Below are 24,552 nucleotides of genomic sequence, written 5' to 3' on the forward strand. Positions count from 1 at the left end.
TCATGGGCGCCCGTCCGCTGCGCCGTACGATCCAGCGCGAGCTCGAGGACTCGCTGTCGGAGAAGATCCTGTACGGCGAACTCCGGCCGGGCCAGATCGCCAAGGTCACCGTGGACGGCCTCAGACTCGTCTTCACCGGCGAGAGCGCGCCCAGCGACCTGCGTCAGGGCGTGGCGGCGCCCGCTTGAGACCTGGTCGTCCCCGTCCACGTCGGCGAGTCCGCCGCGAGCAGATCGGGCCGATGCGGGCTGCCGATGTCGGCGGTCCGTCCGCCGATGCCGTCCCCAGGCGAGCGGTCAGGTCACCAGGGGCAGACCACGGTCCAGGCCGGTTACGTGCAGCAGCCGGAACACCTCCGGACGAGGCGCGGCCAAGGCGAGGGTGATGCCCTGAGCACGGGCGCGACGCTGGATGCCGACCAGCACGGCCAGCCCGCCGACATCGCAGAAGGGCACCTGTGACAGGTCGATGATGAGCGGGCTGGTGCTGTGGCGCAGCGTGTTCAGCAGCTGCCGGCGCAGGGCCTTGCTGGTGAAGATGTCGATCTCGCCCACCAGGTGGACGGTGGTGGGGGCCGCTGAGCCTGCCCCGCCGGGCGGGGCGGTGTCGATGATGCTCATGAAGTCTCCGATCGGAGAAGAGAAGGGATGAGGCGCCTGCCGGCGGGAGAGCGGTGGGCCGCCAGAAGGGGCGGTGTCAGCACTGCTCAATCCGGCCGGCAGGCGGCGCGTGGTCACACCGGGGCGGTCGGCGGGTCGGTGTGATGGACGGTTCCGCGATCGGTCATGGGCTCTCCCGGGTGTACGGGACGGCGGGAAGGCGCGCGATGGTGAGGATCTCCGTAGGGCTGAAGCCCGTCGTGTCCTGCGCAGCGAGTTCGAGCGTGGCCTCGGCGGGACCGCGGGCCGTGTCCGGCTCGATGATCAGCAGGACGATCTGCTCTGAGCCGGCGAGGGTCAAGATGACCACGCGGGGGTCGGCGTGGCAGAACCAGCCGACTCTGACCTGCCGCCCGCACGCCGGGATACGGCGCGGGATGTGGACCCAGGCGTCCCTGTACACGCTGACGCGCATCGTGGACCGGCCGAGCCGCTGATCAACGGCGGCGATGAGGCCGGGCAGCTCGGCGGCGGCGTCGCTGGAGCGGGGCCACCAGGCCCCGTCCACGGTGGCTCGCCGGTCGAGCGCGGGACTCAGGCTGAGCCGGATCGTGGAGTCGCAGGCGGGAAGAGCGGAAGCGACGGGACTCAAGAGCTTGAGACGAGAGAGAAGGGTCGGCTTCATGATCGCCTGGCCTGTCCGGGCCCTCGAAGGACCGAAACGTGGTTCGCCGTGGGCGACGCCGACCTGGATGCCAACGCACGGAATGTCCTCGGTGGCCATAGGTTACCTCATTCGAGGGAATCTACGGAGGCGCGCGGCGGAGGGACGCATCGCAGGGGCTGTCGAACGGCCCCCTGCCCTGGTCATCGTCCGGCGGGGTGCGGGCTCGTTAGGGGACGCCGTCGCGGCGGTGTCGCCGGACGCGGTCCGAGGAGGGCCAGCGCACGTCGCTCGCCCAGACGAGCCGCTCGAATAGGCGGATCAGGCCGGCCGCCGAGTCGATCTGGTGCCGGTCGAGGCCGTGGCGGGCGGAGGTCGGCGGCGAGCAGATCAGGAGCATAACGCGTGGTCGAGGTCGGGTCGTCGATAAACATCCAGCCCAGATGCGCGTGCACGAGCCCTTGTCGATACGCCATCGTAGTGACTCGTCCGATCCGAGCTCGTCATAGGCCTCTTCCACCTCTGGTCATCCACGCGCGACGAGCTCGCTCGATCACTGTCAGTCAACGTGGCCGGCGAGCTGGCAGACGCGCAGCCTCATCACCGGTGGAGATCGGCTCACAGCTATCGCGTGGTTCTCGCCGGGAGTACATCCAGCGCATGAGGGTCAGAAATCCAAGTTGGTGAGATGATCGGCAGTGCCTCCACACCATTCGACCAGGAAGATGCTCGCGTCGTCGGTTGTCGTCCCTTCCCTCTCTCGCATCAGCGTGTGGGAAAGGGCTCGTACCATCTCCTGAACGCTCCCGGTAAGGGGCCCGACGTGCTCGATGGAGCTGATCAAACGTTCTTCACCGAACTGCTCACCACCGGCCTTGTGCTCCTCGATGAGGCCATCGGTGTAGAACAGCACCCGATCTCCGCGCCGGAGCTGCTGGGTGTTGATCAATGGGGTGGCGCCACCGAAGCCGACCGGCAGGGTTCCGGGGCCCTCCAAGGCCTGGATGACCCGGTTGCCGCGGATCAGCATGGGCGCCGGGTGCCCGGCGTTGACCCACTGCAAGTGGCCCGAGCCGATGTCCAGACGCATCATCTGCGCCGTGACGAACTGGTCGGGGCCGAACTGTTCATCGATGGCGGAGTCCATGAACGCGTACAGTTCGGCGAGTCCGACGTTGGCGCGCCTGGCGTGCCGGTAGGCGCCGATGGCGACAGTCGCCAGCACGGCGGCGTTCAGGCCGTGGCCCATCGCGTCGATGACGGCCATGTGCAGGATGTTGTCGTTGATTGCGTAGTCCATGCTGTCGCCGGCGACGTCGTAGGCGGGCTCCATGATTCCGGCAACCGCGACCTGCGGAGTGGTCATGGCCAGTGGAGGCATCAGCGACCACTGGATCTCCGCGGCCACGCTCATCGGTTTGCGGCGGCGTGCCTGGAAGAACTGGTCTGTGTAACTGTTCTTGGTGACGAGCATGTCGGCGACCAGGCCGGCGAGCCGCCGCAGCAACCGGCGGTCATCGTCATCGACGCTGTCGAGGGTGAGGGCCATCACCCCGACCTCGTCGCTGCCATCGAGTAGCGGCAGGAACATCTGTATGCCGTCGGCCTGGCGATGTTCCACCGGCGTCTCACGGACAAAGGCCTCACCTGCCAGCGTTCCCTCGATCGGCATGGGAGCGCCAACCGTGAGCCCCCTCCCAGGCAGTGGCACCAACATCACCTGGTCGTAGTCCAAGAGCAGAATCGAAACGTCCCAGCCGCCGATCCTGCGCACCTCCTCCGCCACCAGCGGAGCGACCAGCTGTGGCGGCATCGTATGAGCCCGGTCCAGCAGGTGGCCCAGGAGCCGCTCGCCAAATCCTTCCGACCGGTCCACCGCAACCCTGCGGCCCCCACGCCCGAGTTTCCTCATGACTACTTTGGTTCCCCGCCAATACTTCCATTCTCCGCCATTTCCCCCTTTAGCGTAATATTGGCTTCCGCTTTGCTCGGTCCGAGCGGCAGATTTCTTTAGCGTCCCCGCTTACCTTCCCCAGCAGGGATCGAGAGACGCCCTATGGATTCTCATCGGACGAACCGTCCAAGCTGTCAGTATCAACGCGCTGAAACGATATGTCCGGGCCGCGTCCACGCTGGCGCGCGCGGAAAGTGCCTATGAACACTGCGGCAGGCTGTGCTGAACGCCATCAACGGATGCGCGCACATCATCGTGTCCCGTCATGCGTGGCATTCATCCGGCGGACAACACCGTTCCCCTGCCCGCGTGGTCGCGGCGACTGCCGGATCCCGAGTTGCGCGATCTGATCGACGGCGACACCGTACGATCACCCTGCTCGCTCTCGACACGGTGTGAACTGGCGCGCGGAATGACATGCCCCCCTCTCAGGTGGGTACATCGTGCTTGCGGTCAACCCTCTGCAGGCGGCGCTCCCAAGTGCGGCCCTTGGAAGACAGCCTCCGCGGCGCATGGTTCGTGCTGCGTATACCGCGCCCAACGAAGCACAGCACTCAACTCACCGGGAGCGCGGTATGAAGACTGCATATTGGGACCTTCGAGTCGATGCGCGGCGCGCGGCGATTCCCTTGCTACTGACGGCTTGCCTGCTGCTGCTCCTCCCGGCCTGCGGCTCCCCGATGCAGTCCGTCGCGCCTCAACCCACCTGGAACCGTAACGGCCTGGTCGATGGGCAGGTCGGTGCGATGCGGCTGCTGCACGTCCACATCCTGGCCCCGCCCATGGACAAGCAGAAGGCAGGAGACGACCTGGGCCTGTACCTGACCCTGGTCAACAACAGCGACAAACCCCAGAAACTCGACGGCGTCAGCACCGTGCACGCGGAAAGGGTCGTCTATCGCGAAAGCCCCTCCGCTCCCCGGCAACCCGTCCACGTGACGATCCCCGCTCGCGGCACCCTCTCACTCCAAGAGGGGCACGACCGCCCTCACCTGGAACTCATCGACATCCACCGCCCGCTCGGGGCCACTCCGATCGACGTCACATTCCGCTTCTCCACCGGTACCCTCACCCTGCGCATCCCTGTACTGCCGCTGGAACGAGGAGCCGGATCGTCCACACCGAGCCCCAGCTGACCCGCAGCGCCAGCCCTTGGGCGACGACAGGATAGACGCCTTCACGCGGCCATGCGGCTGACCCGGTTCGTTGTCATGATGCGGCTTCGAGCTGCTTCTTGACCGCTGCCACCCGGTCCGGCAGCATGCCCGGGGCAATCGGCACGCACTCGTAGCCGAGTGAGGTGTAGGCGTCCTGGTGGATCTGCTCGAATCGCAGCGACTCCTCAAAGGTGATCAGCCGCGCGTCGGTCTGAGCGACGAACCCGAGATTCTGAATGAAGAAGACCTTCTTCTCGTAGATCTGCCGGGCCTGGATGCGCTCCAATTCGCGGGACAGGCCCGGAGAGACGGGATGGCCGGCATAAGTAGCCAGAGCGTAGGTGCAGACCGGCGATCGATCGTAGATCTGTACCTCGCCGGGAAGGGCCGCGGCCTGTGCCTGCCGTCGGTGCTGCAAGGCGATGATCTCCTCCACGAAGGACGGCTTCGTCCACGGCTCGCGATCGCCCTGGGCCTGGTGCAGGGCGATCACATCTGTGGCCGCCTCCTCGACGACGGTGTAGCCGTCACGCTCCAGCCAGCGGAGGATCGCGGTCTTCCCGGCTCCAGGGGTGCCGGTCAGGATGTAGCGCTTCATCGATCATTCCTCGTACGTCGCGGATCTGGGCGTCCGATACCGCTGCTGAACCCGTCGCATGCGGCGTAGATGGTGCGGCCGATGACCGTTGCGGTGATGGCCGTACTCACTGGGCACCGACGGCAGATGTGCTTCGTCATAGATCAGCATGCGGTCGGTGCGTCCGGCCGTAGGATACGTACCCAGCGCTCGGCGTTCCACATCGCCGGGCATGCGCGAAGTCGGAGGTGGTCACGGTGCATCCGGTCCCATGACAGCCCCAGCCCGGGGCGTCACGGAGCCGAAAGGTGACCGTATGAGCAAGACCGACAAGACCCGGCCCTGGTGGGTGCGGATGGCTGACGCGCCGATGATGACCTGTCTGCCCGTACATGATCATCGCTTCGGGCTGTGCACGCTGTCTGACGAGATCACCGCCGACAGCGCGTCCATGAGCCACCGCACAAGCGGCTGTTACTGGGGCGCCACCGACCACTACCTGTTCGGTTGCGGCAGCCTCGGTGGGGGCCGGGAGTGGCACCACTTCCGGCGCGAAGAGCGCCGCCGCAGCCGTCACCAGGCGCGCCGCGAGCTACGCGCCTATCACGGCGAGGACTGAAACTCGGGCTGCTCGGTGTTCAGCGAGTCGACCAGCGCGTCGGCCTCGGCGTTGCGGGCCGGAGCGACAAGGCCGATGAGTACGAACACCACCAGCGCGGACAGGACCGGGGCGGCCACCTCCACGGTCTGGCCCTGACCGGGGAAGACGTACTTCAGGAGCGCGAAGACCACGAGCCCGGTCGCCCAGGATCCGATCGCGGCGGCGGGACCGCAGCGGCGGAACATCGGCAGCATGCCGAGCAGCATCGGGATGGCGATCGGACCGACCAGCGCGCCGAACCAGAGGATGAGCAGGCCCAGCACACCGCCGAAGTTGTCCGCGCTGAGCGCGATGCCCATCGACAGCGCGATGAACAGGGACGTGGCGACCCGGCCGGCCAGCAGCTCGGACTTGGACGAGAGCCGGTGTGCCCGCTTCCAGACCGCGGGGATGATGTCCCTGACCACCACCGAGGAGATCGCGTTGGCGTCGGAAGACGTCATCGCCATCGTGTGCGCGAACATCCCGGCGAGCACGAGGCCGATGAGCCCGCCGGGCAGCAGCTGCTGGGTCAGCAGCGCGTAGGACTGGTCGGGCTCGGCCAGGTTGGGGAGCAGGACCGGCGCGGCCCACATCGGGAAGAACAGCACGAGCGGCCAGAAGAGGTAGAGGCCCGCGGAGAACAGCGCGGCGCGGCGGGCCGAGTCCCCGGTCGGCGCCGCGATGAAACGCTGGGCGAGGTTCCAGGTCCCGCCGTTGTAGGAAAGCGTGTTGATCAGCAGGTAGACCAGGACGAAGCCCATTGTGTACTTGTCGTTGAACGGCTGGCCGTGTCCTTCGGGAAGCCGGTCCCACAGCGTCCAGATCGCGGACAGGCCACCGAGCTTGGCGAGCACCGCGACGAACAGCGTGATCCCCGCGACGAGCTGGATGATGAACTGACCGAGGTCGGTGAGCGCGTCAGCCCACAGCCCGCCGATCGTCGAGTAGATCAGCGTGACCCCTCCGGTGAGCAGCACGCCCCAGGCGATCGGCACGCCCGCGAACACCTGGAGCAGCAGCGCGGTCGCCGCCCACTTGGCGCCGACGTCGAAGACCTTGAGAGCGGTGCCGCTCCACGCGAGCACCTGCTGCGCCGGCACGTTGTAGCGGGTCGCGAGATATTCCAGCGGCGAGATGATCCCGAGCCGCTGCCGCAGCCGTGGCCAGCGCGGCGCGAACAGGAACGACCCGACCAGCATCGCGAACGTGATGCCGATCGCCCACCAGACGTACAGGGTGAAACCGGCGGTGTAGGCGATGGCCGCGTAGCCGACGAAGACCGCCGAGCTGTAGCCCGACATGTGGTGGGAGATCCCGGACAGCCACCAGGGCATCTTGCCGCCGGCGGTGAAGAAGTCCTTGGCGTCGCGGATGCGGGACTTCGCCCAGACGCCGATCGCGATCATCACGACGAAGTAGCCGCAGATCACTAGCCAGTCGAGAAAACCCATGAGATCTCCCAGGTCGGGGGGTGGGGAGCGGTGCAGGTCAGGCGCTGTGGACGGGAACGCCGTTCACAAAGGTGTGCAGGACAGACAGGTCGGGAGTGGTGACGATCAGGTCGGCGGGCGCGCCGGGTTCGACGCGGCCGCGGCCGGTTCCGAGCAGCCGGGCAGGGTTCGCCGCGGCCAGGCCCACCGCGGTGCCGAGCTCGACCTCGGTACGCGTGACCACCCAGGCGAGGCACTCGATCAGCGAGCTCCCCGAACCGGCGAGCAGCTCACCGCCGGGCAGCGTCACCCGGCCGTCCTCACGCACCGTGATCCGGCCGCCGACCGGGGTCGTGTAGTCGCCCGGAGCGCAGCCGGCCAGCGCGACGGAGTCGCTCACCAGCAGCGCGCGGCCGGTCCCCTTGGCACGGAGCATCACGGTGAACGTGTCGGCGGGCAGGTGGTGCCCGTCCGCGATGAACGTCGCGGCGAGCCTGTCGTCGGCGAGCTGCGCCCAGATGTAGTTGGGATGCCTGCGGATCATCGCGTGCGAGCCGTTGCCCAGATGGGTGGAGAGCCGCGCACCCGCCCGCACGGCCGACTCGATGTCGGCGGGCGCCGCCGCGGTGTGCCCGATGGACGCGATGACGTTCCGCCGGGAGAGCTCGGCGATGTAATCGACGGCGCCCGCCCGCTCGGGAGCCAACGTGACGATCTTCACGAGCCCGCCGCTCGCCTCCTGCCAGCGCCCGAACTCGGCGATGTCGGGATCGCGCAGGTGATCGGCTTCGTGCGCGCCCCGCGGCCCGTCCTCGGGCGCCAGGTAGGGCCCCTCTACGTGCAGGGCGGGTATGGCATGCCTGACCAGCGGATCGGCCTGTCGCGCCGCCGCGATCACGCGCAGGTTTCTGGTGATCTTGTCTTCCGGCGCCGTGATGATCGTGGGGCACAACGTTGTGGTGCCGCGTTTCCACAGCTCGCGTACCAGCTCGACTACGTCGCGGGTCGAGAGGTCGTCCGCGTTGAAGTCACGCCCGCCGTACCCGTTGACCTGGATGTCCACCAGGCCCGGGAGGATGAGCTCGTCGGGTGCGTCACGGATATCGGTGACCGCGGCGATCCGCGGCCCGTCCAGCTCGACCCGTACGGGACGCCCGTCCGCGAGCCTGCCCTCGAAGACCGTCACACCGCCTCCCCCGCGAGTGCCTGGGCGGCGGCCATGACCAGGCGGCCGGCGTCGGGCGTGAACGCGGCACGAAGTCCGTAGGCCCGATGGGCCTCGCAGATCTCGTAGCCGCCCTCGTCGTAGTGTGTCTCCGGATAGGGCAGGTAGCCGGGCACCCCGCCCGTGTAACCGGCGACGAGCAGCCCGGGATCGCCGAGCGCGGCACGCAGTTCCACGGCGAACTCGACGAAGGGCTCGCAGGGAAGGAACACCAGCGGCACGCCGCCCCACCGGTGCACGGCGACCTGGACCTCGACCGACGCCGGTCCGGGGTCGGCCAGTTGGGCCAGCGCCCACCCCGCCCATACCCCGTCGGGTTCGTCCGCGAGCGCGCGCAGCTCGCCCGGCGTGAGCGGGTCGCCGAGCGGCAGTTCGACGCGCGTGGCGGCCACCGACACCGGCCCCGCGACCGGTTCCGTGGCGGCACCGAGCGCGGCCTCACCCACCAGGGTCCCGGTCCGCTCCGCGGCCTCGAAGGTCCTGCCCGGGCGTGGCTCGGTGCCGCGCAGGCTGTCGAGCGCGGTGTGCCCGGTGTTGAGCTGGCCGCAGCAGCCCTGGAGGAACACGGCCACACCGCCGATCCTGGACTCCAGGTGCCGCCGCGCGTAGCCGGGCCAGTCCGCGGTGATCTGAAGGTTGTCGGGGCCGAGCGTCACCGGATGGCAGGCGTGGGAGAACACGGTGGCGATGGGCTCGCCGTTCTCGCGCTCCAGCCGTACGACCGGGACCGCGGGGTCGGTGAGGGTCCCGCCGCGCCGGTTGTGGGCGACGCCGTGGAGCGTGCCGCAGCCGCGGCGGAGCACGGCAGGCGCCAGCGCGTCGAGCGCGGCGGCACCGGCGCCGACGATCTGCGAGCAGGCGTCCTGGACGTATCGCGGGTCGGCGACGCCGCCGATGCCGCCCCTGGTCACCGCGGGCCCCGCGTGCGTGTGCGTCGCCGCCACGGCCACCCGTTCCTCTGGGATCCCGGTGCGCTCGTGCAGGTCACGGGCGATCCGCCGGGTGGTGTCCGGGTCGAGCGCGATGAGGTCGGCGGAGATCACGATGGACGTGGTCGCGCCGTCCGAGACCGCCACAGCGGTGGCCAGCAGCGGGTCGTGCACTGTGGTGGACGCGGAAGTACGGGCGGCGTAACCGGCGAGCGAGCCGCCGACCGGCGGCGTGATGTCGGCGACCGCGGCCCCGGCGAACAGCCTGTTCACAGCCATCGGACCCGCCCGCGGAAGCGGTCGAGGAAGAGCCCGTTGCGCTCGTCGCCGCCCGGCGCGTTCCCGCTGCGCCAGATCTCGGGAACCGTGCCGCGCTCGGCCAGCTCGGCGATCGCCGCGGCCATGACGCAGTTGAGCGTGTAGGCGTTGGCGAACGTCGAGATCGCGCCGACCCGCTCGGGGACCCCCTCGATCTCGAGTACGGCGTCGCCGATCGGCACCTTCGTGTCGATGTGCAGGTCGACGAGGTCGTGCAGGTTCTGCTTGGTGGGGTGCCTGGCCGGGTGGCCGGGCGCGGTCCGGTCGGCGTGGTCCCTGGAGGAGACGCCGATGACGGTGACGCCGTGCTCCCGGGCGGTCAGCGCGGCGTCGATGAGTGCGGCGTTGATCCCGTAGGCGTTGACCAGGATGAGCAGGTCGCCCGCGCCGAGCCTGTTGTCCTCGATGACGACGCGGCCGTAACCGGGGGTGCGTTCGATCGCCATAGAGCGCAGCGCGCCGCCGGACAGCAGCGTGCCCTCGTCGAGGATCGCGCTGACGTTGACCAGGCCGCCGGCGCGGAAGAACACCTCCTGCGCGGCGAGGTTCGAGTGCCCTCCCGGGCCGTAGACGTAGATCAGCCGGTCCGTCCCGTGCCGGGCGATGTGGTCGGCGATGAGCTTCGCCGCCGCCCCGATGGCGTCGGCCTCCTCGTTCTCGATCCTGCCGATCAGGCCTGCGACCTGCTCGGCGTACGTCCGCATGAGCGACGCGTGCCGTCCGTTTTGCACCTGCAGGCTCCTCGTGACCGATGAAAGCGATTGCAGGCATTTAAGTCCATGACCGAATCCCGGTCAAGAGGCAGCTCGTGGGCCCGTGGAGTCGCGTGCGACGAAGACGCCGGGCAGCCTGATGTGCTCCGGAGCGCCACCCGGCGCCTCGATCTGCCTGGTCAGGACCTGGACCGCAGTGGCGCCGAGGTCGTCCATCGGCGCGGTCACCGTGGTCAGGCTCGGCGTCACGGTCCTTGCGAGAAGCACGTCGTCGCAGCCCACGACGCTGCGCTCCCCCGGCACGGAGACGCCGCGCCCGGCCAGCTCGGCGAGCACCCCGCACGCGGTGAGGTCGTCGAAGGCGAAGGCGGCGGTGGCGTCGGTCCCGAGCAGCGCGGCACCGGCCTGCCTGCCGCCCTTGAACGTCGCGCGGAACGGGCCGAGCTCCACGAGCTCGACCCCGCGGCCCCGCGCCCACCTGCGGATCGCGTGCGAGCGCCGGGCCGCGGCCCACGACGCGCTCGGCCCGGCGAGCAGCGCGAACGAGCGGTGCCCATGCTTGTGGAGATGCTCGCCCGCGTCGAAGAGCGCGCTGGTGTTGTCGCAGATCACCGAGGAGAGGTCGCGCAGCGGGCGGTTGAGCAGGACGCAGGGAAGCCCCCTCGCGGCCTCGCGCAGAGCCGACGACGACGAGCGCGGCGAGGCCACGATCACCCCGTCCACCCTGCTGCGGAGCTGGGCGACGTGTCTCACTTCCGCCGCCGCGCTCTCCTCCGCGTCGACCAGCATGACCGAGCTCCCCATCCGCTCCGCCGTACGCTGGATCGCCCGTACGAGCAGCGGGAAGAACGGGTTGGTGATGTCGGAGACGACCAGCCCGATCATCTCGGCCCTGCCCGTGACCAGGCCGCGCGCGGCCGAGCTCGGCTGGTAGCCGAGCTCGCGGGCGGCGGCCATGATCCGGTCCCTGACGGGCGCGCTGACCAGCTCCGGGCGGTTGAAGGCCCGCGACACGGTCGCGGCGGAGACGCCGCACCGCTGGGCGATGGAGTAGATCGTCGGCTTGCTCACACCGCGCTCCTCAGCATTGGCTTGACCGAAGTACTCTAGCGAAGCCAGAATCCATGCAATCGCTTTCATTGTCCTCCATGGAAAGGACGGCATGGGTTCCGAGCAGCCCGAGCAGATCGCCCGCAGGCAACTCGAAGACGTCATCCTCCCGTTCTGGCTCGCCAACGGCATCGACACCGAGCACGGCGGGTTCTTCACCTGCTTCGACAATCGCGGCCGTCGCCGGCTGTCCACGAACAAGTTCACCTGGTCGCAGGGGCGTTTCGTCTGGCTGCTCGCCCGCGCCGCCCGGCTCGCCGACCGCGACCTGCTCTCGCGGCGTTTCGACTCCGCCACGCTCGTACGGCACGCGGAACGCGGCGCGTCCTTCCTCCTCGACCACGCCGTCCGGCCTGACGGCCAGTGCGCCTACGTCCTGGACGAGGAGGGCGGGCCGCTGCCCACGGAGCGCAGCATCTTCGCCGACGCCTTCGTCGCCATGGGGCTCGCCGAGCTCACCAGATACACCGGCTCGCCCGAGTACCTCCCCACGATCGATGTGATCGTCCAGCGGATCGCGGACGACGTGGAGGCGGGTGATCCCCCGACGCCGCCGTACCCGCTGCCGCCCGGCTGCTCGGGGTTCGGCGCCCGCATGATCGTCCTCAACGCCAGGCTCGACCAGGTACGCGCGCACCAGGCGGTGTCCGCGGACGCGCTCCCCTACGCGGACGAGCTGCGTGCCGCGCGCCGGGCCATGGTCGCGCATCGGGAGGAGAGCGGCCTGTTCACCGAGACCTTCGTGGCCGATCCCGGCATGCGGGACACGGTCCTGGCCAGGCACCGCACCCCCGGCCACGCGCTGGAGGGGATCTGGATGGCACTGGAGGCAGGCGAGTTGCTCGGCGAGACCGGCGACCACGGTGACCTGGTCGCCAGTGTCTCCGCGCTGTGCGAGGCCGGGTGGGACGACGAGCACGGCGGCCTGTTCCGCTACGTCGGCGTCTCCGGCCGGCCGTACGGCGGGCCGTACGAAGACCTCGTCAGGCGGACCTGGTCGACCAAGCTGTGGTGGGTCCACACGGAAGCCGCCTACACCACCCGGCTGGCGGCCGTGCGCTACGGCGACCGGGAGGCGGCCGGCTGGTTCGACCGGATCTGGGACTACACGCTCGGCACGTTCCCCGGCGGAGCGGACGGCGAGGAGTGGGTCCAGATCAGGGACCGGGCCGGGGCCCCGCTTGATGAAGTCGTCGCTCTGCCGGTCAAGGACCCGTACCACATCTCCAGGAACCTCATGCAGATCCTCGAACTCGGCGCTCAGGGAGGCCGGCCGTGACGGCCACGAACACGGACCCCGTGATCAAGCGGGTCGCCGGACGCCTCGATGTCCGGATATTCAGCGACAGGGCGGAGTCCGGCGCCGCGGCGGCGCGTGCCGCGGCGGCGGCGTTGCGCACGGCGCTCGACACCCGCGGCGAGGCCAGGGTGGTCTTCGCCGCCGCGCCCTCGCAGCGGGAGACGCTGGCCGGCCTGCGCGCGGCCGAGGGGATCGACTGGTCCAGGGTCGTCGTCTTCCACATGGACGAGTACATCGGCCTGCCCGCGGACGCGCCGCAGCGGTTCGGCCGCTTCCTCCACCACGAGCTCTGGGACGCCGTGCGGCCGGGCGCGGTCCACGTGATCGAGCCGGGCGACGACCCGGAGACGGAGAGCGCGCGCTACGCCGAACTCCTCGGCCGCGGCCCGATCGACCTGGTCTGCCTGGGCATCGGCGACAACGGCCACCTGGCGTTCAACGATCCTCCGGTGGCCGACTTCGCCGATCCCCTCGCGGTCAAGGTCGTCGAGCTCGACGACGCCTGCCGGCGGCAACAGGTCAGCGACGGGTGCTTCGCCACGCTCGCGGACGTGCCCGAGCGGGCGATCACGCTGACCGTTCCCACGCTGATGGCCGGGCGCACGCTGGTCGCCACCGTGCCCGGCCCGAACAAGAAGGCCGCGCTCGCCGCCGCGCTCGACGGGCCGGTCGCCGAGAGCTGCCCCGCCTCAGTCCTGCGTACCCACCCGGACTGCACGCTCTTCGCCGACCTGGAGGCCTACCAGTGAGAATCACCGACGCCAAGGTCATCGTCACCAGCCCGGGCCGGAACTTCGTCACCCTGAAGATCACGACCTCGGACGGCGTCACCGGCATCGGCGACGCGACGCTCAACGGCAGAGAGCTCGCGGTCGCGTCCTACCTGCGTGACCACGTCTGCCCGCTGCTCATCGGCCGCGACCCCGCACGCATCGAGGACACCTGGCAGTACCTCTACCGCGGCGCGTACTGGCGGCGCGGCCCGGTCACGATGACCGCGATCGCGGCCGTCGACACCGCCCTTTGGGACATCAAGGGCAAGGTCGCCGGGCTGCCCGTCTACCAGCTGCTCGGCGGGCGCTCGCGCGAGGGCGTCACGGTGTACGGCCACGCCAACGGCGAGACGATTCCCGAGGTGCTCGACGAGGTCGCGAAGTATGTCGATCTCGGCTACCGCGCGGTCCGCGTGCAGTGCGGTGTCCCCGGTCTCGACGCGACCTACGGCGTCAGCAACGACAAGATGTTCTACGAGCCCGCCGACGCCAAGCTGCCGAGCGAGGCCACCTGGTCGACCGAGCGCTACCTGCGTGTCGTGCCCGAGCTGTTCGCCGCCGTACGCGACCGCTTCGGCTACGACCTGCACATCCTGCACGACATCCACCACCGGCTGACCCCGATCGAGGCCGGCCGGCTCGGTTCGCGGCTGGAGGAGTACGCGCCCTTCTGGCTGGAGGATCCGGTGCCCGCCGAGCTCCAGGAGGGGTTCCGGCTGATCAGGCAGCACACCACGGCACCGATCGCGGTCGGCGAGGTGTTCAACTCGATCTGGGACTGCGAGCAGCTGATCCGCGAGCAGCTCATCGACTACATCCGGGCCACGGTCGTCCACGCGGGTGGGATCACCCACCTGCGGCGGATCTTCGACCTCGCCGCGCTCCACCACGTGCGCACCGGCTCGCACGGCGCCACCGACCTCTCCCCCGTCTGCATGTCGGCCGCGCTCCACCTGGACATCGCCGTCCCCAACTTCGGCATCCAGGAGTACATGCGGCACACCGAGGCCACCGACGAGATGTTCCCGCACGGTTACCACTTCGCCGACGGCTACCTCCATCCGAGCGAGGAGCCCGGCCTCGGCGTCGACATCGACGAGAAGCTCGCCGCCCGCTATCCCTACGAGCCGGCCTACCTGCCGGTCAACCGGCTGACGGACGGGAGCATGCACAATTGGTGAGACTCAGCCGCGCCACCCTGTCCAGGGTCGCGCCCGCCGCGCGCCCGCTCGCGGAGCCGCGCCTCACCGGCGTCGTGCACCTCGGCATCGGCGCCTTCCACCGGGCCCACCAGGCCGTCTACACCGAGCGCGCCATGGCCGCGACCGGCGACGACCGCTGGGGCATCTGCGGAGCCAGCCAGCGCAGCACCGACGTGGCCGACCGGCTCCGCCCCCAGGACTGCCTGTACGGCGTGCGCGCCGGCGACGAGGTCCGCGTGGTCGGATCAGTGCGCGACGTGCTCGCCCCCGGTGACGACCTCGCCGCACGGCTGGCCGCGCCGGAGACGGGGGTCGTCACGCTGACCATCACGGAGAAGGCGTACCGCCGCGACCCGCGGCCCGGCGCGATCGGGAGGCTCGTCGCCGGGCTACGCGCGCGTGCCGCCGCGGACGCGGGCCCGCTCACCGTCGTCTCCTGCGACAACCTCCCCGGCAACGGCGCCACCCTCGCCGGGCTCGTGACAGAGCTGTGCGAGCCGCCACTGCTCGCATGGGTCGAGGAGAACGTACGGTTCCCCGCTTCTATGGTGGACCGGATCGTCCCCGCGACCACGCAGGCCGACCTGGACGACATGGCCGCCAGGCTCGGCGTGACCGACCTGGGCGCGGTCGTCACCGAGCCGTTCACGCAGTGGGTGATCGAGGATTCCTTCGCCGGGGACCGGCCGGCCTGGGACAAGGCGGGCGCGCTCCTGGTGGGTGACGTCCGGCCGTACGAGCGCATGAAGCTGCGCCTGCTCAACGGCAGCCATTCGGCCATCGCCTACCTGTCGGGGGCGGCGCACGTGTCCGAGGCCGTGGGCGATCCCGCGTTCGCCGGGTTCCTCCGCCGGCTGATGGACGACGACCTCTCGCCCACCTTGGACGGGCTGGACGGGTTCGACCTCGCGGGGTACAAGGAGTCACTGCTGGCCAGGTTCGCCAACCCCGGCCTGCGGCACCGCGTCGCGCAGATCGCGGTGGACGGCTCGCAGAAGCTGCCGCAGCGCCTGCTGGACCCGGCACGCGACCGGCTGGCCGGCGGGCACGAACCCCGGTGGATCGCGCTGGCCGTGGCCGGGTGGATGCGGCACGTCACCACGTCACGCGAGCTGGACGACCCGCTGGCCGACCGCCTGCGCGGAGACGGAACGGCCTCCGCCGCGGCGACCGTGAACCGCCTGCTGGCGATCGAGGAGATCTTCGGCGCCGACCTCCGGGAGCACCGGGTCTTCCGCGAGCTGGTCACGGACTGCCTGGAGCGGCTCAACGCCGACGGCGTCGCTGCCGCCCTCCGCGCACTCGATGCCGATCGGCCGTGATCGGATTTCGCCGTGCCGGATCGCGAGCGGCGGATGCCGGAAGATCGAGGCTCAGTGAGAGTGGAATTCGGGGCGTAGGCCCTTTGCGCGGCCGAGCCCGGGCTCGACCGACAGGCCGCGCTCGTCGTAGGGCAGGAGCTCCAGCCGTTTCGGTTCGCCTCCGGCGCCCACGACGAGCACCGTGTCACTTCCCTGTGTGAACGAGAGGAGGGGTCCAGTCCCAGAGCCTGGCGCTCTTACGGCGGGCCACGCCCGAGGAGGCCAGGCGGGTCATCGCCGTCATGAGCCGGTACGTGGCCGGGGTGGTGGAGAGGCTGAGCCTGGGATCGGTCCTGGCCATGCGCTGCACCTGCTGGGTTCGGGGGCGGCGGAGACGGTCGTAGCGGGCCAGGGACTCCGGGACGGGGCCGGCCGCTTCGGCCGCCAGTACGGCCGCGTCCTCGAGGGCCTGGCAGGCGCCTTGGGCCAGGAAGGGTGTCATCGCGTGGGCGGCGTCGCCGAGCAGGACGACCCGTCCCTGGACGTAGGAGGGCAGCGGGTCCAGGTCGTAGATGTCGTGACGCAGGACCGCCTCGTGCGGTGTGGCGGCCAGCAGGGCCGGGATCGGGTCGTGCCAGCCGCGCGTCCTGGCCCGTACCTCCTCGAGATCGTCGGCGAAGCGCGCGCCCGGCTGCTCCTGGCGGACGGTGAGAAACCAGAACACCCGCTCGCCGGTCAGCGGATGCGCGCCGAACCGGGCGCCGCGTCCCCAGGTCTGGAATCCGCTCACCGGCCAGGCCGAGCCGGGCTTGGTCACCCCTCGCCAGCACAGGATGCGCTGGAAGACGGGCTCGGGCGTGTCGGGCCAGACGCGGCGGCGTACCGTGCTGTGCAGGCCGTCGGCTCCGACCAGCAGGCCGGCCGTCATCTCGGTGCCATCGCGGCAGGTGACGGTGACGCCGTCGCCGTCCTGGTGGACGCCGGTGACCTCGGCTCCGGCGCGGATCCGGTCGGCCGGCACATGCCGGGCCAGCACGCGCTGCAGGTCGGCTCGGTGATTGGCGAGCAGTGGCACATCGGCGCCCGGCTGGAAACGCATCAGGTACTCGCCGCCCGGCAGCCTCATCGTGGCGCCCGCCTCGGTGGGCACCGAACAGGCCCGGAACTCCGCTCCGACGCCCAATGCGTCGGCCGCCCGCAGCGCGTTCGGCGCGAACGACCAGCCCGCGCCGGCCTCCCGCAGTTGCGGGGCCCGCTCCAGCACGGTCACCGTCCAGCCGGCGCGCAGCAGGCCGATGGCCGCGGCCAGTCCACCGATCCCGGCCCCCGCCACGATCGCGGAACGACCTTGCTCACGATCCATCGGTGTCCTCCTCTGACGACGGCCCGGGCATGCCTGCGAAGGCCTTGTCCATCCAGTCGAAGACGTTGTGCGCCACACGCAGCCGCCGTGTTCGGCCGGCGTCCGGCCCGGTCAGCTCCATGCCGGCCGCTGTGATCTCGCGGAAGGCGGCCAGGCCGGCGACCCGGCGCCGGACGACCCGTTCCCAGGCGTCGTCGTCCACCCGGTAGTAGTTGGTCTTCTGGCCCGGCCGCGTGCGACGGCGCACGAACCCAGCATCGGTGAGCAGGCGTATGTTCGTCGCCAGCGACGCCCTGCTTGCCCCGATGGCCTCGGCGATCTGGCCCGCGGACTGCTCCGGCGGGTCGCAGATCATCAACCAGGCGAGCACCCGGCCGGCGATAGGCGGCACGGCGTATTCGTCCGTGCAGAACATCGCGGCCCGCTCGACCCAGTCCAGGATCCGCTCCCGGTCATCTGTCATCTCACGCACCCCTCCAAGGATCATCTATATATTTCAGTATGAGCTGAAATTACTGCACATACAAGACATACCTGGACCCGAGCAATACGGCGCTAGTTTCATGCCCTAATGTCCCTGCGAAGGAGGTCCCATGACGATCGACTTGCGGTTCACGGTGTTAGGGCCGTTGCGGGGTCGGCGAGGCGGCGAGCTGCTCGGTCTCGGTCGTCCGCAGCGGCAGTCGTTGCTGGCACTGTTACTGCTGCAGCAGGGCCGGGCGCTGTCCGATGACGCGATTGTGGACGGGTTGTGGGGCCAGGCGCCGCCCGCGCGGCCGATGCACGCGGTGCGGATTCTGGTCTCGCGGTTGCGGCCGGTCCTGGAGCCGGATGGACCTCCCTGGAAGGTGCTGACCACGGTCCCCGGAGGCTACGCACTGGCGCTGCCGCCGGGCGGATTGGACGCCGCCGTGTTCGAGGAGCGGTTGGAGGCGGCCGACAAGGCCCGTGCCGCTGGAGAGCTGGGCCGTTCCAGGGACCTGCTGTCCGAGGCGCTGGCGCTGTGGTCGGGTGTGCCGTTGCAGGGACTGCCGGGCCCGGCGATCGAGGCTCATCGGACACGGCTGGCGGAACGGCGCCTGCTGGCAGTGGAACAACGGCTGGAGCTGGAACTGGAGCTCGGCCGTCATCATGAGCTGGTCGCGGAGCTGACCTCGTTGTGCGAGGAGTTCCCGCTGCGAGAGCGCCTGCGGGGGCTGTTGATGCTCGCGCTCTACCGGTCCGGGCGCCAGGCCGAGGCGCTGGCGATATACGCCGACACGCGTAGGTTGCTCGCTGATGAGCTCGGCGTCGACCCCGGCCCGGAGCTCGCCACCCTCCACCAGGCGATGCTGCGCGCCGACCCGGCCCTGGCCGCTCCTGTTCAGGCCCCCGCCCGTACGGCTCCCGCCCAGCTTCCCGCCGACGTCGCCGATTTCACCGGACGACAGGCCCTGGTCGGGGAACTGACCGGCCTGCTCCACCAGGGCACGAGCTTGGTGATCTCCTCGGTGTCGGGGATCGGCGGCGTCGGCAAGACCGCGCTGGCCGTCCATGTGGCCCACCTGGTCCGCGACCGCTACCCCGACGGGCAGTTGTATGTGGACCTGCGCGGCGCCGAGGCGGCTCCGCTGGCGCCGGAGGCCGTGCTCGCGGCGTTCCTGCGTGCGCTGGGCGTCTCCGGTGACGCCATCCCCGAGGACTTGGAAGAGCGGGCTGCGCTGTACCGCACCACGCTGGCGAACCTGCGGATGCTGGTCGTCCTGGACAACGCCGCCGACGCCGCCCAGGTTCGCCCGCTGCTGCCGGGGGCGACCTCCAGCGGCGTTGTCATCACCAGCCGGGCCAGGCTGATAGGTCTCAACGCTGACCGGGTGATCGGTCTGGAGGCGCTCACGGCCGATGAGGCGCTGGAGCTGTTCACCCGCATCGTCGGGACCGCCCGCGTCGCCGCCGAACGCCAGGCCGCCGAGCAAGTGGTCGCCGCCTGTGCCCGCCTGCCGCTCGCGGTCCGCATCGCGGCCTCCAGACTGGCTGCCCGGCCGGGGTGGACCATCGCCTCGCTGGTCACCCGGCTCGCCGACCAGCGCCGTCGATTAGCGGAGCTGAGCACAGGCGACCTGGCGGTGGAGGCCACCTTTTCGCTGGGGTACGGCCAGCTGGACGTCGGCCAGGCCAGGGCGTTCCGGCTGCTGGCCGTACCGGACGGCGACGACTTCTCGGTGGCCGCGGCGGCAGCCGTACTGGAACTTCCGGACTGGCAGGCGGAAGACCTGTGTGAGTCGCTGGCGGACGCGGGCCTGCTGGAGGCGCCCGCGCCGGGCCGGTACCGCTACCACGACCTGCTCAAGCTGTACGCCCGCGGCCTTCCCGAGCAGGACCGGGACGCCGCGTTGCACCGGCTGGTCGACCTCTACCTCGCCACCGCCAGAAACGCGCAGTCGCTGCTGGAACCGGACTCGCTTTCGACCGCGAGGCAGATGCCCACCGCCTCGCCCGGTCTGGTCTTCGCCGGCCAGCCGGCGGTGGAGGACTGGCTTGACGGCGAGGTCGGCAATCTCTTCCACACGACCCTGCAGGCCGCGTCCGACCCGGCCGTGGCGGACCTGCTGTATGTGCTGCTGTACGTGGCACGGGTTCATCTGCGGTGGGAGCAGATCAGGCAGATCGCTCAGGCGATCGCGCGGGCTTCGGCCGAGCGCGGCGACCAGCGTGGCCACGGGCTGGCCCGTACGGCGGTGGCGGCGATGCTCATCTACCAGCGGTCGATCAAGGAGGGAGTCGAGGAGAGCACGGCAGCCCTCGCGCTGGGTCGTGCGATGGACGACCCTGTGATCGTGGTGGAGAACCTGCAGATACTCGGCACCGCGGCGATGCTCCGGCGTGACTACGAGGACGCCATGGGTCATCTCGCTGAGGCGATCCCCGTCCATCGCGAGCTGGGCGACCTGGCAGGAGTGGGGGCGGCGCTGGGGGTCATGTCCCGTGCCTGTCTGTCGCTGGGCAGGCAAGATGAGGCTGTCGAGCTGGCCCAGCAGGCTGTGGACCTGGTGCGGGAGACGGGGCGCTCACGGGACCTCGGCACCCGGCTGTACGACCTCGGCATCGTGCTTCACGGGGTCGGCAGGTGCGAGGAGGCGGTCGAGGCCTGGGCGGACTCGCTGACGCGGCACCGGACCGCCGGTGACCGCCTGATGGAGGGCGGCGCCCTGTTCCGGCTGGCCGAATGCCATCTGGCGGCGGGTCTGTTCGACCAGGCCAGGGCACGGGCGGAGGAAGCCGTGGCAGTGAACGTCGCGATCGACGCCGTCTGGGAACAGGGCCGGGCTCTGACCACGCTCGGTAAGGCGCTGTCGCAGCTGGGGCAGGAGGAGAGCGGCCGAGCACGTCTGCGGGAGGCGTTGGAGATCTTCGAGCGGCTCGACGTTCCCGAGGCGGAGGACGTGCGGGCGATGCTCTGACGGTCGCGTGGCAGTCGGTTGGCAGTCAGGGTCCGTCAATGTCGTCCGTATGACAGAGACTGTTGTTGAGAAGGTGACCTTCGACGCCCACGGCGTCACCCTCGCCGGGCATCTGCACCTGCCCGCCACGGCTGACCGCGCCCTGCCCGCGGTCGTGGTGGCCGGGGCGTGGACCACGGTCAAGGAGCAGATGGCAGGGCTGTACGCGCGGCGCCTGGCCGAGCGCGGTTTCGCCGCGCTGGCCTTCGACTTCACCGGGTACGGCGAGTCGGACGGCGAGCCGCGTGACGTGGAGTCCCCTTCGCTGAAGGTCAGGGACCTCGGCCACGCGGTGACCTTCCTGTCCGGTCTGGACCGAGTGTCCCCGGCCAGGATCGGCGCGCTGGGCATCTGCGCCGGTGGCGCGTTCGCCGCGGCGGCCGCCGCGAACGACAACCGCATCGCCTCGCTGGCGCTGGTCGCACCCGGCCTGCAGGACGGCGAGCTGATGCGGCTCGCCCTGGGTGGCGAGGAGGCCTTCGCCGCGCGCTTGGCGGAAGGGCAGCGGGCCCGCGCTCACTATGAGGAGACCGGCCAGGTCGAGTACGTACCCGGGGTCAGTGAAACCGACTCCACCGCCGCGATGTTCGGCCCCTACGCCTACTACCTGGACCCCGCCCGGGGCGCCGTCCCGCAGTGGGGGAACCGGTGGGCGACCATGGCCTGGGCCGAGTGGCTGACCTTCGAACCGCAGCCCTCCGCGGACCGCATCACTGCTCCCGTGCTCATCGTGCACAGCGAGAGCGCGGGGATCCCGGTGGGCGCGCGCCGCTTCGCCGACCGGCTGACCGGAGCCAGGGAGCTGGTCTGGCTGGAGGAGCGCAGCCAGTTCGACTTCTACGACACCGAGCCCACGGTCACCGACTCTGTGGACAACGTCGCCCGTCACCTGCACGCCACCCTCTGAGGAGAGACCATGCGTTACAGACTGCTCGGCCGTACGGGATTGCGGGTTTCCGAGGCCTTTCTCGGTGCGATGACCTTCGGCGAGGAGTGGGGCTGGGGCGCCGACCTCGCCGAGTGCCGCAAGATGTTCGCTGCCTACGCCGAGGCCGGCGGCAATGTGATCGACACTGCCAACAAGTACACCGACGGCTCCAGCGAGAAGTTCGTCGGCGAACTGCTGGGCGCCGAGCGTGACAGGTTCGTGCTGGCCACCAAGTACACACTGTCGATGGACGGCACGGACCCGAACGCGGCGGGCAACCACCGCAAGAATCTGACCCGGTCCGTCGAGGCGAGCCTGCGCAGGCTCGGCACCGACTACATCGACCTGCTGTGGGTGCACATCTGGGATCCGCACACGCCGATCGAGGAGACCATGCGTGCGCTGGACGATCTGGTCCACGCGGGCAAGGTGCTGTACATCGGCATCTCCGACGCGCCCGCCTGGCTGGTCGCGCGGGCGAACACGATCGCCGAGTTCCGCGGATGGAGCTCGTTCGCCGGACTGCAGGTGCCGTACAGCCTGATCAAGCGGGACATCGAGCGCGAGCTGCTGCCGATGGCCGCGGCGCTGGAACTGTCAGTGGCGGCCTGGTCGCACTGGCCGGGGGCGTTCTGTCAGGCAAGCTCACCCGTGACGGGCACACCGGCACCTCGCGCGGCGCCGGGGCCGACGAGCGCGAATTGAGCATCGCGCGCGAGGTCGACTCCGTGGCCGACGAGCTGGGCGTCACTTCCTCCCAGGTCGCGATCGCCTGGACCCGGGCCCACCATGCGTGGATCCACCCGATCCTGGGCGCGCGCACCCTCGATCAGCTCGTCGGCAACCTCGCCGCAATCGACCTGACGCTGCCGGCCGAGGCGCTGTGTCGTCTGGACGAGGCGAGCGCCATCGACCTCGGCTTCCCCACCGCGTTCCTCGCCGACACGAGTGGCTTCGTCTACGGCGCCGTGGGCGAGCGGGTGCAGGGCCGGCCCTCCCGTTGAACTCGCGAGGACGAAGGTGTCACGCCGTGCAGCGCTGTCCCGTCCTCTCCACATCTGATCCATTCTGACGAAAGACCGATGATGAAGCTCTTCCGTACGGCTGCCGCAGCCGTGCTCGCCGCCGGCGCGATGATCACGGCCGGGGCGGTGCCCGGCCACGCCGACGCCTACCCATGTGATGCGTGGTGCCAGGCGGCCCGCCAGCAGCAGCAGGCCAACGCGCTGCCCCGTACCGCCTTCTACGACGCCCCCGACCCGCTGCGATGGGCGTCGGCGGGCACCCTCATCCGCAAGCAGGCCACGACCGACCACGTCACGGCCACCCGGCCGTTACCGGCCATCCGCGTGCTCTACCACTCCCGCACCGGCGACGGCCGGGACGTCGCCGCCTCCGGAGTGGTGCTGGTCCCCGAGGGCGTCGCGCCGAAAGGCGGCTGGCCCGTGGTCGTCGACGCGCATGGCGCAAGCGGCGCCGGCCGCGACTGCGCCCCCTCCCTGATGCGCGACCTCTACCACGGCGACCAGATGGCGCGCTTCCTCGACAGCGGGTACGCCGTCGTCGCCCCCGACTACGCCGGGCTGGGCACCGACGGGCGCCACGCGCTCGGCGACAAGACCGCCGCCGCCAACGACGTGATCTACGCGCTCCGCTCCGCCCGCCAGGCCGTACCGGGACTGTCGCAGCGCTGGGTGCTGTGGGGCCACTCCCAGGGCGGCGCCGCCGCGCTCAGCGTCGCCGAACGTCAGCTCCGCCGGCCCGAACCCGGCTACCTCGGCGCCGTGGTCACCTCACCGGCCGCGGACCTCGCCCAGATCGTCGAGCACGCCGCCACCCAGCCCGGACTCGGCGGATTCGTCCCCCTGATCGCCACCGGAGCCAAGACCGCCGATCCCGGTCTGTCTCTGGAGGGGATCCTGACCCCGCAGGCCCGGCAGCGCCTGGACGTCATCCGGACCGACTGCCTGGGCGTGATCGGCGCCGTCTACAACGATCTGACCGGGCCCGACCTGGTCCAGCCTGGTTACTTGACCGAGCCGCGCTTCGCCCGCTACCTCACCGGCAACGCCACCGGGCGACGGCCGGTCGCCGGACCGCTGCTCCTGCTGCAGGGCGATGCCGACACCCTCGTCACCAAGGCAATGACCGACCAGGTGGCCGCGTCGCTGTGCGATACCGGCTCCCGCGTGGACTACCGGACCTACCCGGGTCTGGCCCACGACACCTACCCCGGCCAGGTCACCGGCATCGACGACGGCGCCATGCCCGACATCCTCACCTGGACCGCCGACCGCTTCCACGGCAAGCCCGCCGCCACCACCTGCGCCTGACACCCCCAGGCGAGGTCCCCACAGGGACAGACGAGCTCTGCTGGGAGCCGTCGCGATAAGAAACAGTCATTCCGGGCAAACCTCATCAGAGGCGGCGATAAAGCGGGAAACGCCTTAGCGCGATGCACCAGAAGTGCGTGCTAGACTGTCCTGCGTTGTAGTTGTGGTACCCATAAGGACTTTGTGCGCGCCCGCAGAGTATGATCTTCGGGCGCGTTTCGTTTGCCGGTCATTTCCGGATGGGCTCATCGCGGCGACACAGAATCCGCGCGACGTGAATTCCTCGGGATTCAGCACTTATCTGAAGGAGATCGACATGGCAACCGGAACCGTGAAGTGGTTCAACTCTGAAAAGGGCTTCGGCTTCATCGCGCAGGACGGCGGCGGCGCCGACGTCTTCGCGCACTACTCCAACATCGTGTCCAACGGCGGCTACCGTGAGCTGACCGAGGGCCAGAAGGTGTCCTTCGACATCGTCCAGGGCCAGAAGGGCCCGCAGGCGGAGAACATCGTCGCCGCCTGACTCGACGCGTGTCACTAGTCCGGGCCTGCAC

23 protein-coding genes and 1 pseudogene are annotated in these 24,552 nt (G+C 70.0%); 12 read left to right on the top strand and 12 right to left on the bottom strand.

Annotation, left to right across the window (positions count from 1 at the left end; genetic code table 11):
• A partial coding sequence (locus AB0J09_RS04270) for a hypothetical protein (protein WP_360684856.1) occupies positions 1-188 on the top strand: 188 nt, incomplete at its 5' end.
• A gap of 108 nt (positions 189-296) precedes the next feature.
• Here the strand turns inward: AB0J09_RS04270 and AB0J09_RS04275 are convergent.
• The 4 genes from AB0J09_RS04275 to AB0J09_RS04290 form a co-directional block, all read right to left on the bottom strand.
• The gene (locus AB0J09_RS04275) at positions 297-620 is read right to left on the bottom strand and encodes an STAS domain-containing protein (protein ID WP_360684859.1); all 324 of its coding nucleotides are present in this window, start codon (positions 618-620) and stop codon (positions 297-299) included.
• A 163-nt stretch (positions 621-783) separates the two neighbouring features.
• Entirely contained in the window at positions 784-1,251 is a 468-nt protein-coding gene (locus AB0J09_RS04280) for a DUF5994 family protein (protein WP_360684862.1), read from the bottom strand.
• Between the two features lie 241 nt (positions 1,252-1,492).
• Complete coding sequence (locus AB0J09_RS04285) at positions 1,493-1,663, bottom strand: hypothetical protein (RefSeq protein ID WP_360684865.1); 171 nt, start codon at positions 1,661-1,663, stop codon at positions 1,493-1,495.
• A 267-nt stretch (positions 1,664-1,930) separates the two neighbouring features.
• A complete protein-coding gene (locus AB0J09_RS04290) occupies positions 1,931-3,037 on the bottom strand; it encodes a PP2C family protein-serine/threonine phosphatase (protein WP_360684868.1) in 1,107 nt (368 codons plus the stop codon).
• 755 nt (positions 3,038-3,792) lie between these two features.
• Between AB0J09_RS04290 and AB0J09_RS04295 the strand changes: the two genes are divergently transcribed.
• The gene (locus tag AB0J09_RS04295; protein ID WP_360684871.1) at positions 3,793-4,353 is read left to right on the top strand and encodes a copper chaperone PCu(A)C; all 561 of its coding nucleotides are present in this window, start codon (positions 3,793-3,795) and stop codon (positions 4,351-4,353) included.
• A 73-nt stretch (positions 4,354-4,426) separates the two neighbouring features.
• Here the strand turns inward: AB0J09_RS04295 and AB0J09_RS04300 are convergent, their stop codons facing one another.
• The gene (locus tag AB0J09_RS04300) at positions 4,427-4,972 is read right to left on the bottom strand and encodes an AAA family ATPase (protein WP_360684874.1); all 546 of its coding nucleotides are present in this window, start codon (positions 4,970-4,972) and stop codon (positions 4,427-4,429) included.
• Between the two features lie 295 nt (positions 4,973-5,267).
• On the opposite strand from AB0J09_RS04300, the gene AB0J09_RS04305 reads away from it, so the two are divergent.
• A complete protein-coding gene (locus AB0J09_RS04305; protein ID WP_360684877.1) occupies positions 5,268-5,570 on the top strand; it encodes a hypothetical protein in 303 nt (100 codons plus the stop codon).
• Here AB0J09_RS04305 and AB0J09_RS04310 read toward each other — a convergent pair.
• The 5 genes from AB0J09_RS04310 to AB0J09_RS04330 form a co-directional block, all read right to left on the bottom strand.
• Complete coding sequence (locus tag AB0J09_RS04310) at positions 5,555-7,045, bottom strand: sodium:solute symporter family protein (protein WP_360684880.1); 1,491 nt, start codon at positions 7,043-7,045, stop codon at positions 5,555-5,557. The genes AB0J09_RS04305 and AB0J09_RS04310 overlap by 16 nt on opposite strands.
• A gap of 37 nt (positions 7,046-7,082) precedes the next feature.
• Positions 7,083-8,210 carry an amidohydrolase family protein gene (locus AB0J09_RS04315; RefSeq protein ID WP_360684883.1) on the bottom strand — a complete coding sequence of 376 codons (1,128 nt, stop codon included), beginning with the start codon at positions 8,208-8,210 and terminating at the stop codon, positions 7,083-7,085.
• Positions 8,207-9,457, bottom strand: a complete 1,251-nt coding sequence (locus AB0J09_RS04320; RefSeq protein ID WP_360684886.1) for a neutral/alkaline non-lysosomal ceramidase N-terminal domain-containing protein — start codon at positions 9,455-9,457, stop codon at positions 8,207-8,209. Before AB0J09_RS04320 ends, AB0J09_RS04315 begins: the two co-directional genes overlap by 4 nt.
• Positions 9,448-10,227 (bottom strand): sugar isomerase domain-containing protein, encoded by a 780-nt coding sequence (locus AB0J09_RS04325; RefSeq protein ID WP_360684889.1) that lies wholly within the window; start codon positions 10,225-10,227, stop codon positions 9,448-9,450. The genes AB0J09_RS04320 and AB0J09_RS04325 overlap by 10 nt, the downstream gene beginning before the upstream one ends.
• 63 nt (positions 10,228-10,290) lie before the next feature.
• Positions 10,291-11,280, bottom strand: a complete 990-nt coding sequence (locus tag AB0J09_RS04330) for a LacI family DNA-binding transcriptional regulator (RefSeq protein ID WP_360684892.1) — start codon at positions 11,278-11,280, stop codon at positions 10,291-10,293.
• Positions 11,281-11,371: 91 nt separating this feature from the next.
• On the opposite strand from AB0J09_RS04330, the gene AB0J09_RS04335 reads away from it, so the two are divergent.
• Genes AB0J09_RS04335 through AB0J09_RS04350 form a run of 4 tightly spaced genes read left to right on the top strand, consistent with a single transcriptional unit; the run spans position 11,372 to position 15,916 of the window.
• The gene (locus AB0J09_RS04335) at positions 11,372-12,598 is read left to right on the top strand and encodes an AGE family epimerase/isomerase (RefSeq protein WP_360684895.1); all 1,227 of its coding nucleotides are present in this window, start codon (positions 11,372-11,374) and stop codon (positions 12,596-12,598) included.
• The gene (locus tag AB0J09_RS04340) at positions 12,595-13,368 is read left to right on the top strand and encodes a 6-phosphogluconolactonase (RefSeq protein WP_360684898.1); all 774 of its coding nucleotides are present in this window, start codon (positions 12,595-12,597) and stop codon (positions 13,366-13,368) included. Before AB0J09_RS04335 ends, AB0J09_RS04340 begins: the two co-directional genes overlap by 4 nt.
• Positions 13,365-14,573, top strand: a complete 1,209-nt coding sequence (gene manD, locus AB0J09_RS04345) for a D-mannonate dehydratase ManD (protein WP_360684901.1) — start codon at positions 13,365-13,367, stop codon at positions 14,571-14,573. Before AB0J09_RS04340 ends, manD begins: the two co-directional genes overlap by 4 nt.
• Positions 14,570-15,916 carry a mannitol dehydrogenase family protein gene (locus tag AB0J09_RS04350; RefSeq protein WP_360685073.1) on the top strand — a complete coding sequence of 449 codons (1,347 nt, stop codon included), beginning with the start codon at positions 14,570-14,572 and terminating at the stop codon, positions 15,914-15,916. Before manD ends, AB0J09_RS04350 begins: the two co-directional genes overlap by 4 nt.
• A 184-nt stretch (positions 15,917-16,100) precedes the next feature.
• Here the strand turns inward: AB0J09_RS04350 and AB0J09_RS04355 are convergent, their stop codons facing one another.
• A complete protein-coding gene (locus AB0J09_RS04355) occupies positions 16,101-17,258 on the bottom strand; it encodes an FAD-dependent monooxygenase (RefSeq protein ID WP_360684904.1) in 1,158 nt (385 codons plus the stop codon).
• Complete coding sequence (locus AB0J09_RS04360; RefSeq protein ID WP_360684907.1) at positions 17,248-17,721, bottom strand: helix-turn-helix domain-containing protein; 474 nt, start codon at positions 17,719-17,721, stop codon at positions 17,248-17,250. Before AB0J09_RS04360 ends, AB0J09_RS04355 begins: the two co-directional genes overlap by 11 nt.
• A 130-nt stretch (positions 17,722-17,851) precedes the next feature.
• Between AB0J09_RS04360 and AB0J09_RS04365 the strand changes: the two genes are divergently transcribed.
• The 5 genes and pseudogenes from AB0J09_RS04365 (at position 17,852) to AB0J09_RS04385 (ending at position 24,521) form a co-directional block, all read left to right on the top strand.
• On the top strand, positions 17,852-20,698 hold the full coding sequence (locus AB0J09_RS04365; protein ID WP_360684910.1) for a BTAD domain-containing putative transcriptional regulator: 2,847 nt from the start codon (positions 17,852-17,854) through the stop codon (positions 20,696-20,698).
• A 49-nt stretch (positions 20,699-20,747) separates the two neighbouring features.
• Positions 20,748-21,644: an alpha/beta hydrolase gene (locus AB0J09_RS04370; protein WP_360684913.1), complete on the top strand. Its 897-nt coding sequence runs from the start codon at positions 20,748-20,750 to the stop codon at positions 21,642-21,644.
• A 69-nt stretch (positions 21,645-21,713) separates the two neighbouring features.
• A pseudogene (locus tag AB0J09_RS04375) lies at positions 21,714-22,669 on the top strand (aldo/keto reductase).
• 78 nt (positions 22,670-22,747) lie between these two features.
• A complete protein-coding gene (locus tag AB0J09_RS04380) occupies positions 22,748-23,998 on the top strand; it encodes an alpha/beta fold hydrolase (RefSeq protein ID WP_360684916.1) in 1,251 nt (416 codons plus the stop codon).
• Between the two features lie 316 nt (positions 23,999-24,314).
• The gene (locus AB0J09_RS04385) at positions 24,315-24,521 is read left to right on the top strand and encodes a cold-shock protein (protein WP_360684920.1); all 207 of its coding nucleotides are present in this window, start codon (positions 24,315-24,317) and stop codon (positions 24,519-24,521) included.
• Positions 24,522-24,552: the final 31 nt, after the last annotated feature.

This window comes from Nonomuraea sp. NPDC049784, assembly GCF_040659615.1.
Taxonomy (GTDB): domain Bacteria; phylum Actinomycetota; class Actinomycetes; order Streptosporangiales; family Streptosporangiaceae; genus Nonomuraea.

Coding starts and splice junctions, on each gene's coding strand:
- AB0J09_RS04275 (WP_360684859.1), bottom strand. CDS start 620: ATGAGCATCATCGACACCGCCCCGCCCGGCGGGGCAGGCTCAGCGGCC.
- AB0J09_RS04285 (WP_360684865.1), bottom strand. CDS start 1,663: ATGCTCCTGATCTGCTCGCCGCCGACCTCCGCCCGCCACGGCCTCGAC.
- AB0J09_RS04295 (WP_360684871.1), top strand. CDS start 3,793: ATGAAGACTGCATATTGGGACCTTCGAGTCGATGCGCGGCGCGCGGCG.
- AB0J09_RS04300 (WP_360684874.1), bottom strand. CDS start 4,972: ATGAAGCGCTACATCCTGACCGGCACCCCTGGAGCCGGGAAGACCGCG.
- AB0J09_RS04305 (WP_360684877.1), top strand. CDS start 5,268: ATGAGCAAGACCGACAAGACCCGGCCCTGGTGGGTGCGGATGGCTGAC.
- AB0J09_RS04310 (WP_360684880.1), bottom strand. CDS start 7,045: ATGGGTTTTCTCGACTGGCTAGTGATCTGCGGCTACTTCGTCGTGATG.
- AB0J09_RS04320 (WP_360684886.1), bottom strand. CDS start 9,457: ATGGCTGTGAACAGGCTGTTCGCCGGGGCCGCGGTCGCCGACATCACG.
- AB0J09_RS04335 (WP_360684895.1), top strand. CDS start 11,372: ATGGGTTCCGAGCAGCCCGAGCAGATCGCCCGCAGGCAACTCGAAGAC.
- AB0J09_RS04355 (WP_360684904.1), bottom strand. CDS start 17,258: ATGGATCGTGAGCAAGGTCGTTCCGCGATCGTGGCGGGGGCCGGGATC.
- AB0J09_RS04360 (WP_360684907.1), bottom strand. CDS start 17,721: ATGACAGATGACCGGGAGCGGATCCTGGACTGGGTCGAGCGGGCCGCG.
- AB0J09_RS04365 (WP_360684910.1), top strand. CDS start 17,852: ATGACGATCGACTTGCGGTTCACGGTGTTAGGGCCGTTGCGGGGTCGG.
- AB0J09_RS04370 (WP_360684913.1), top strand. CDS start 20,748: ATGACAGAGACTGTTGTTGAGAAGGTGACCTTCGACGCCCACGGCGTC.
- AB0J09_RS04380 (WP_360684916.1), top strand. CDS start 22,748: ATGATGAAGCTCTTCCGTACGGCTGCCGCAGCCGTGCTCGCCGCCGGC.
- AB0J09_RS04385 (WP_360684920.1), top strand. CDS start 24,315: ATGGCAACCGGAACCGTGAAGTGGTTCAACTCTGAAAAGGGCTTCGGC.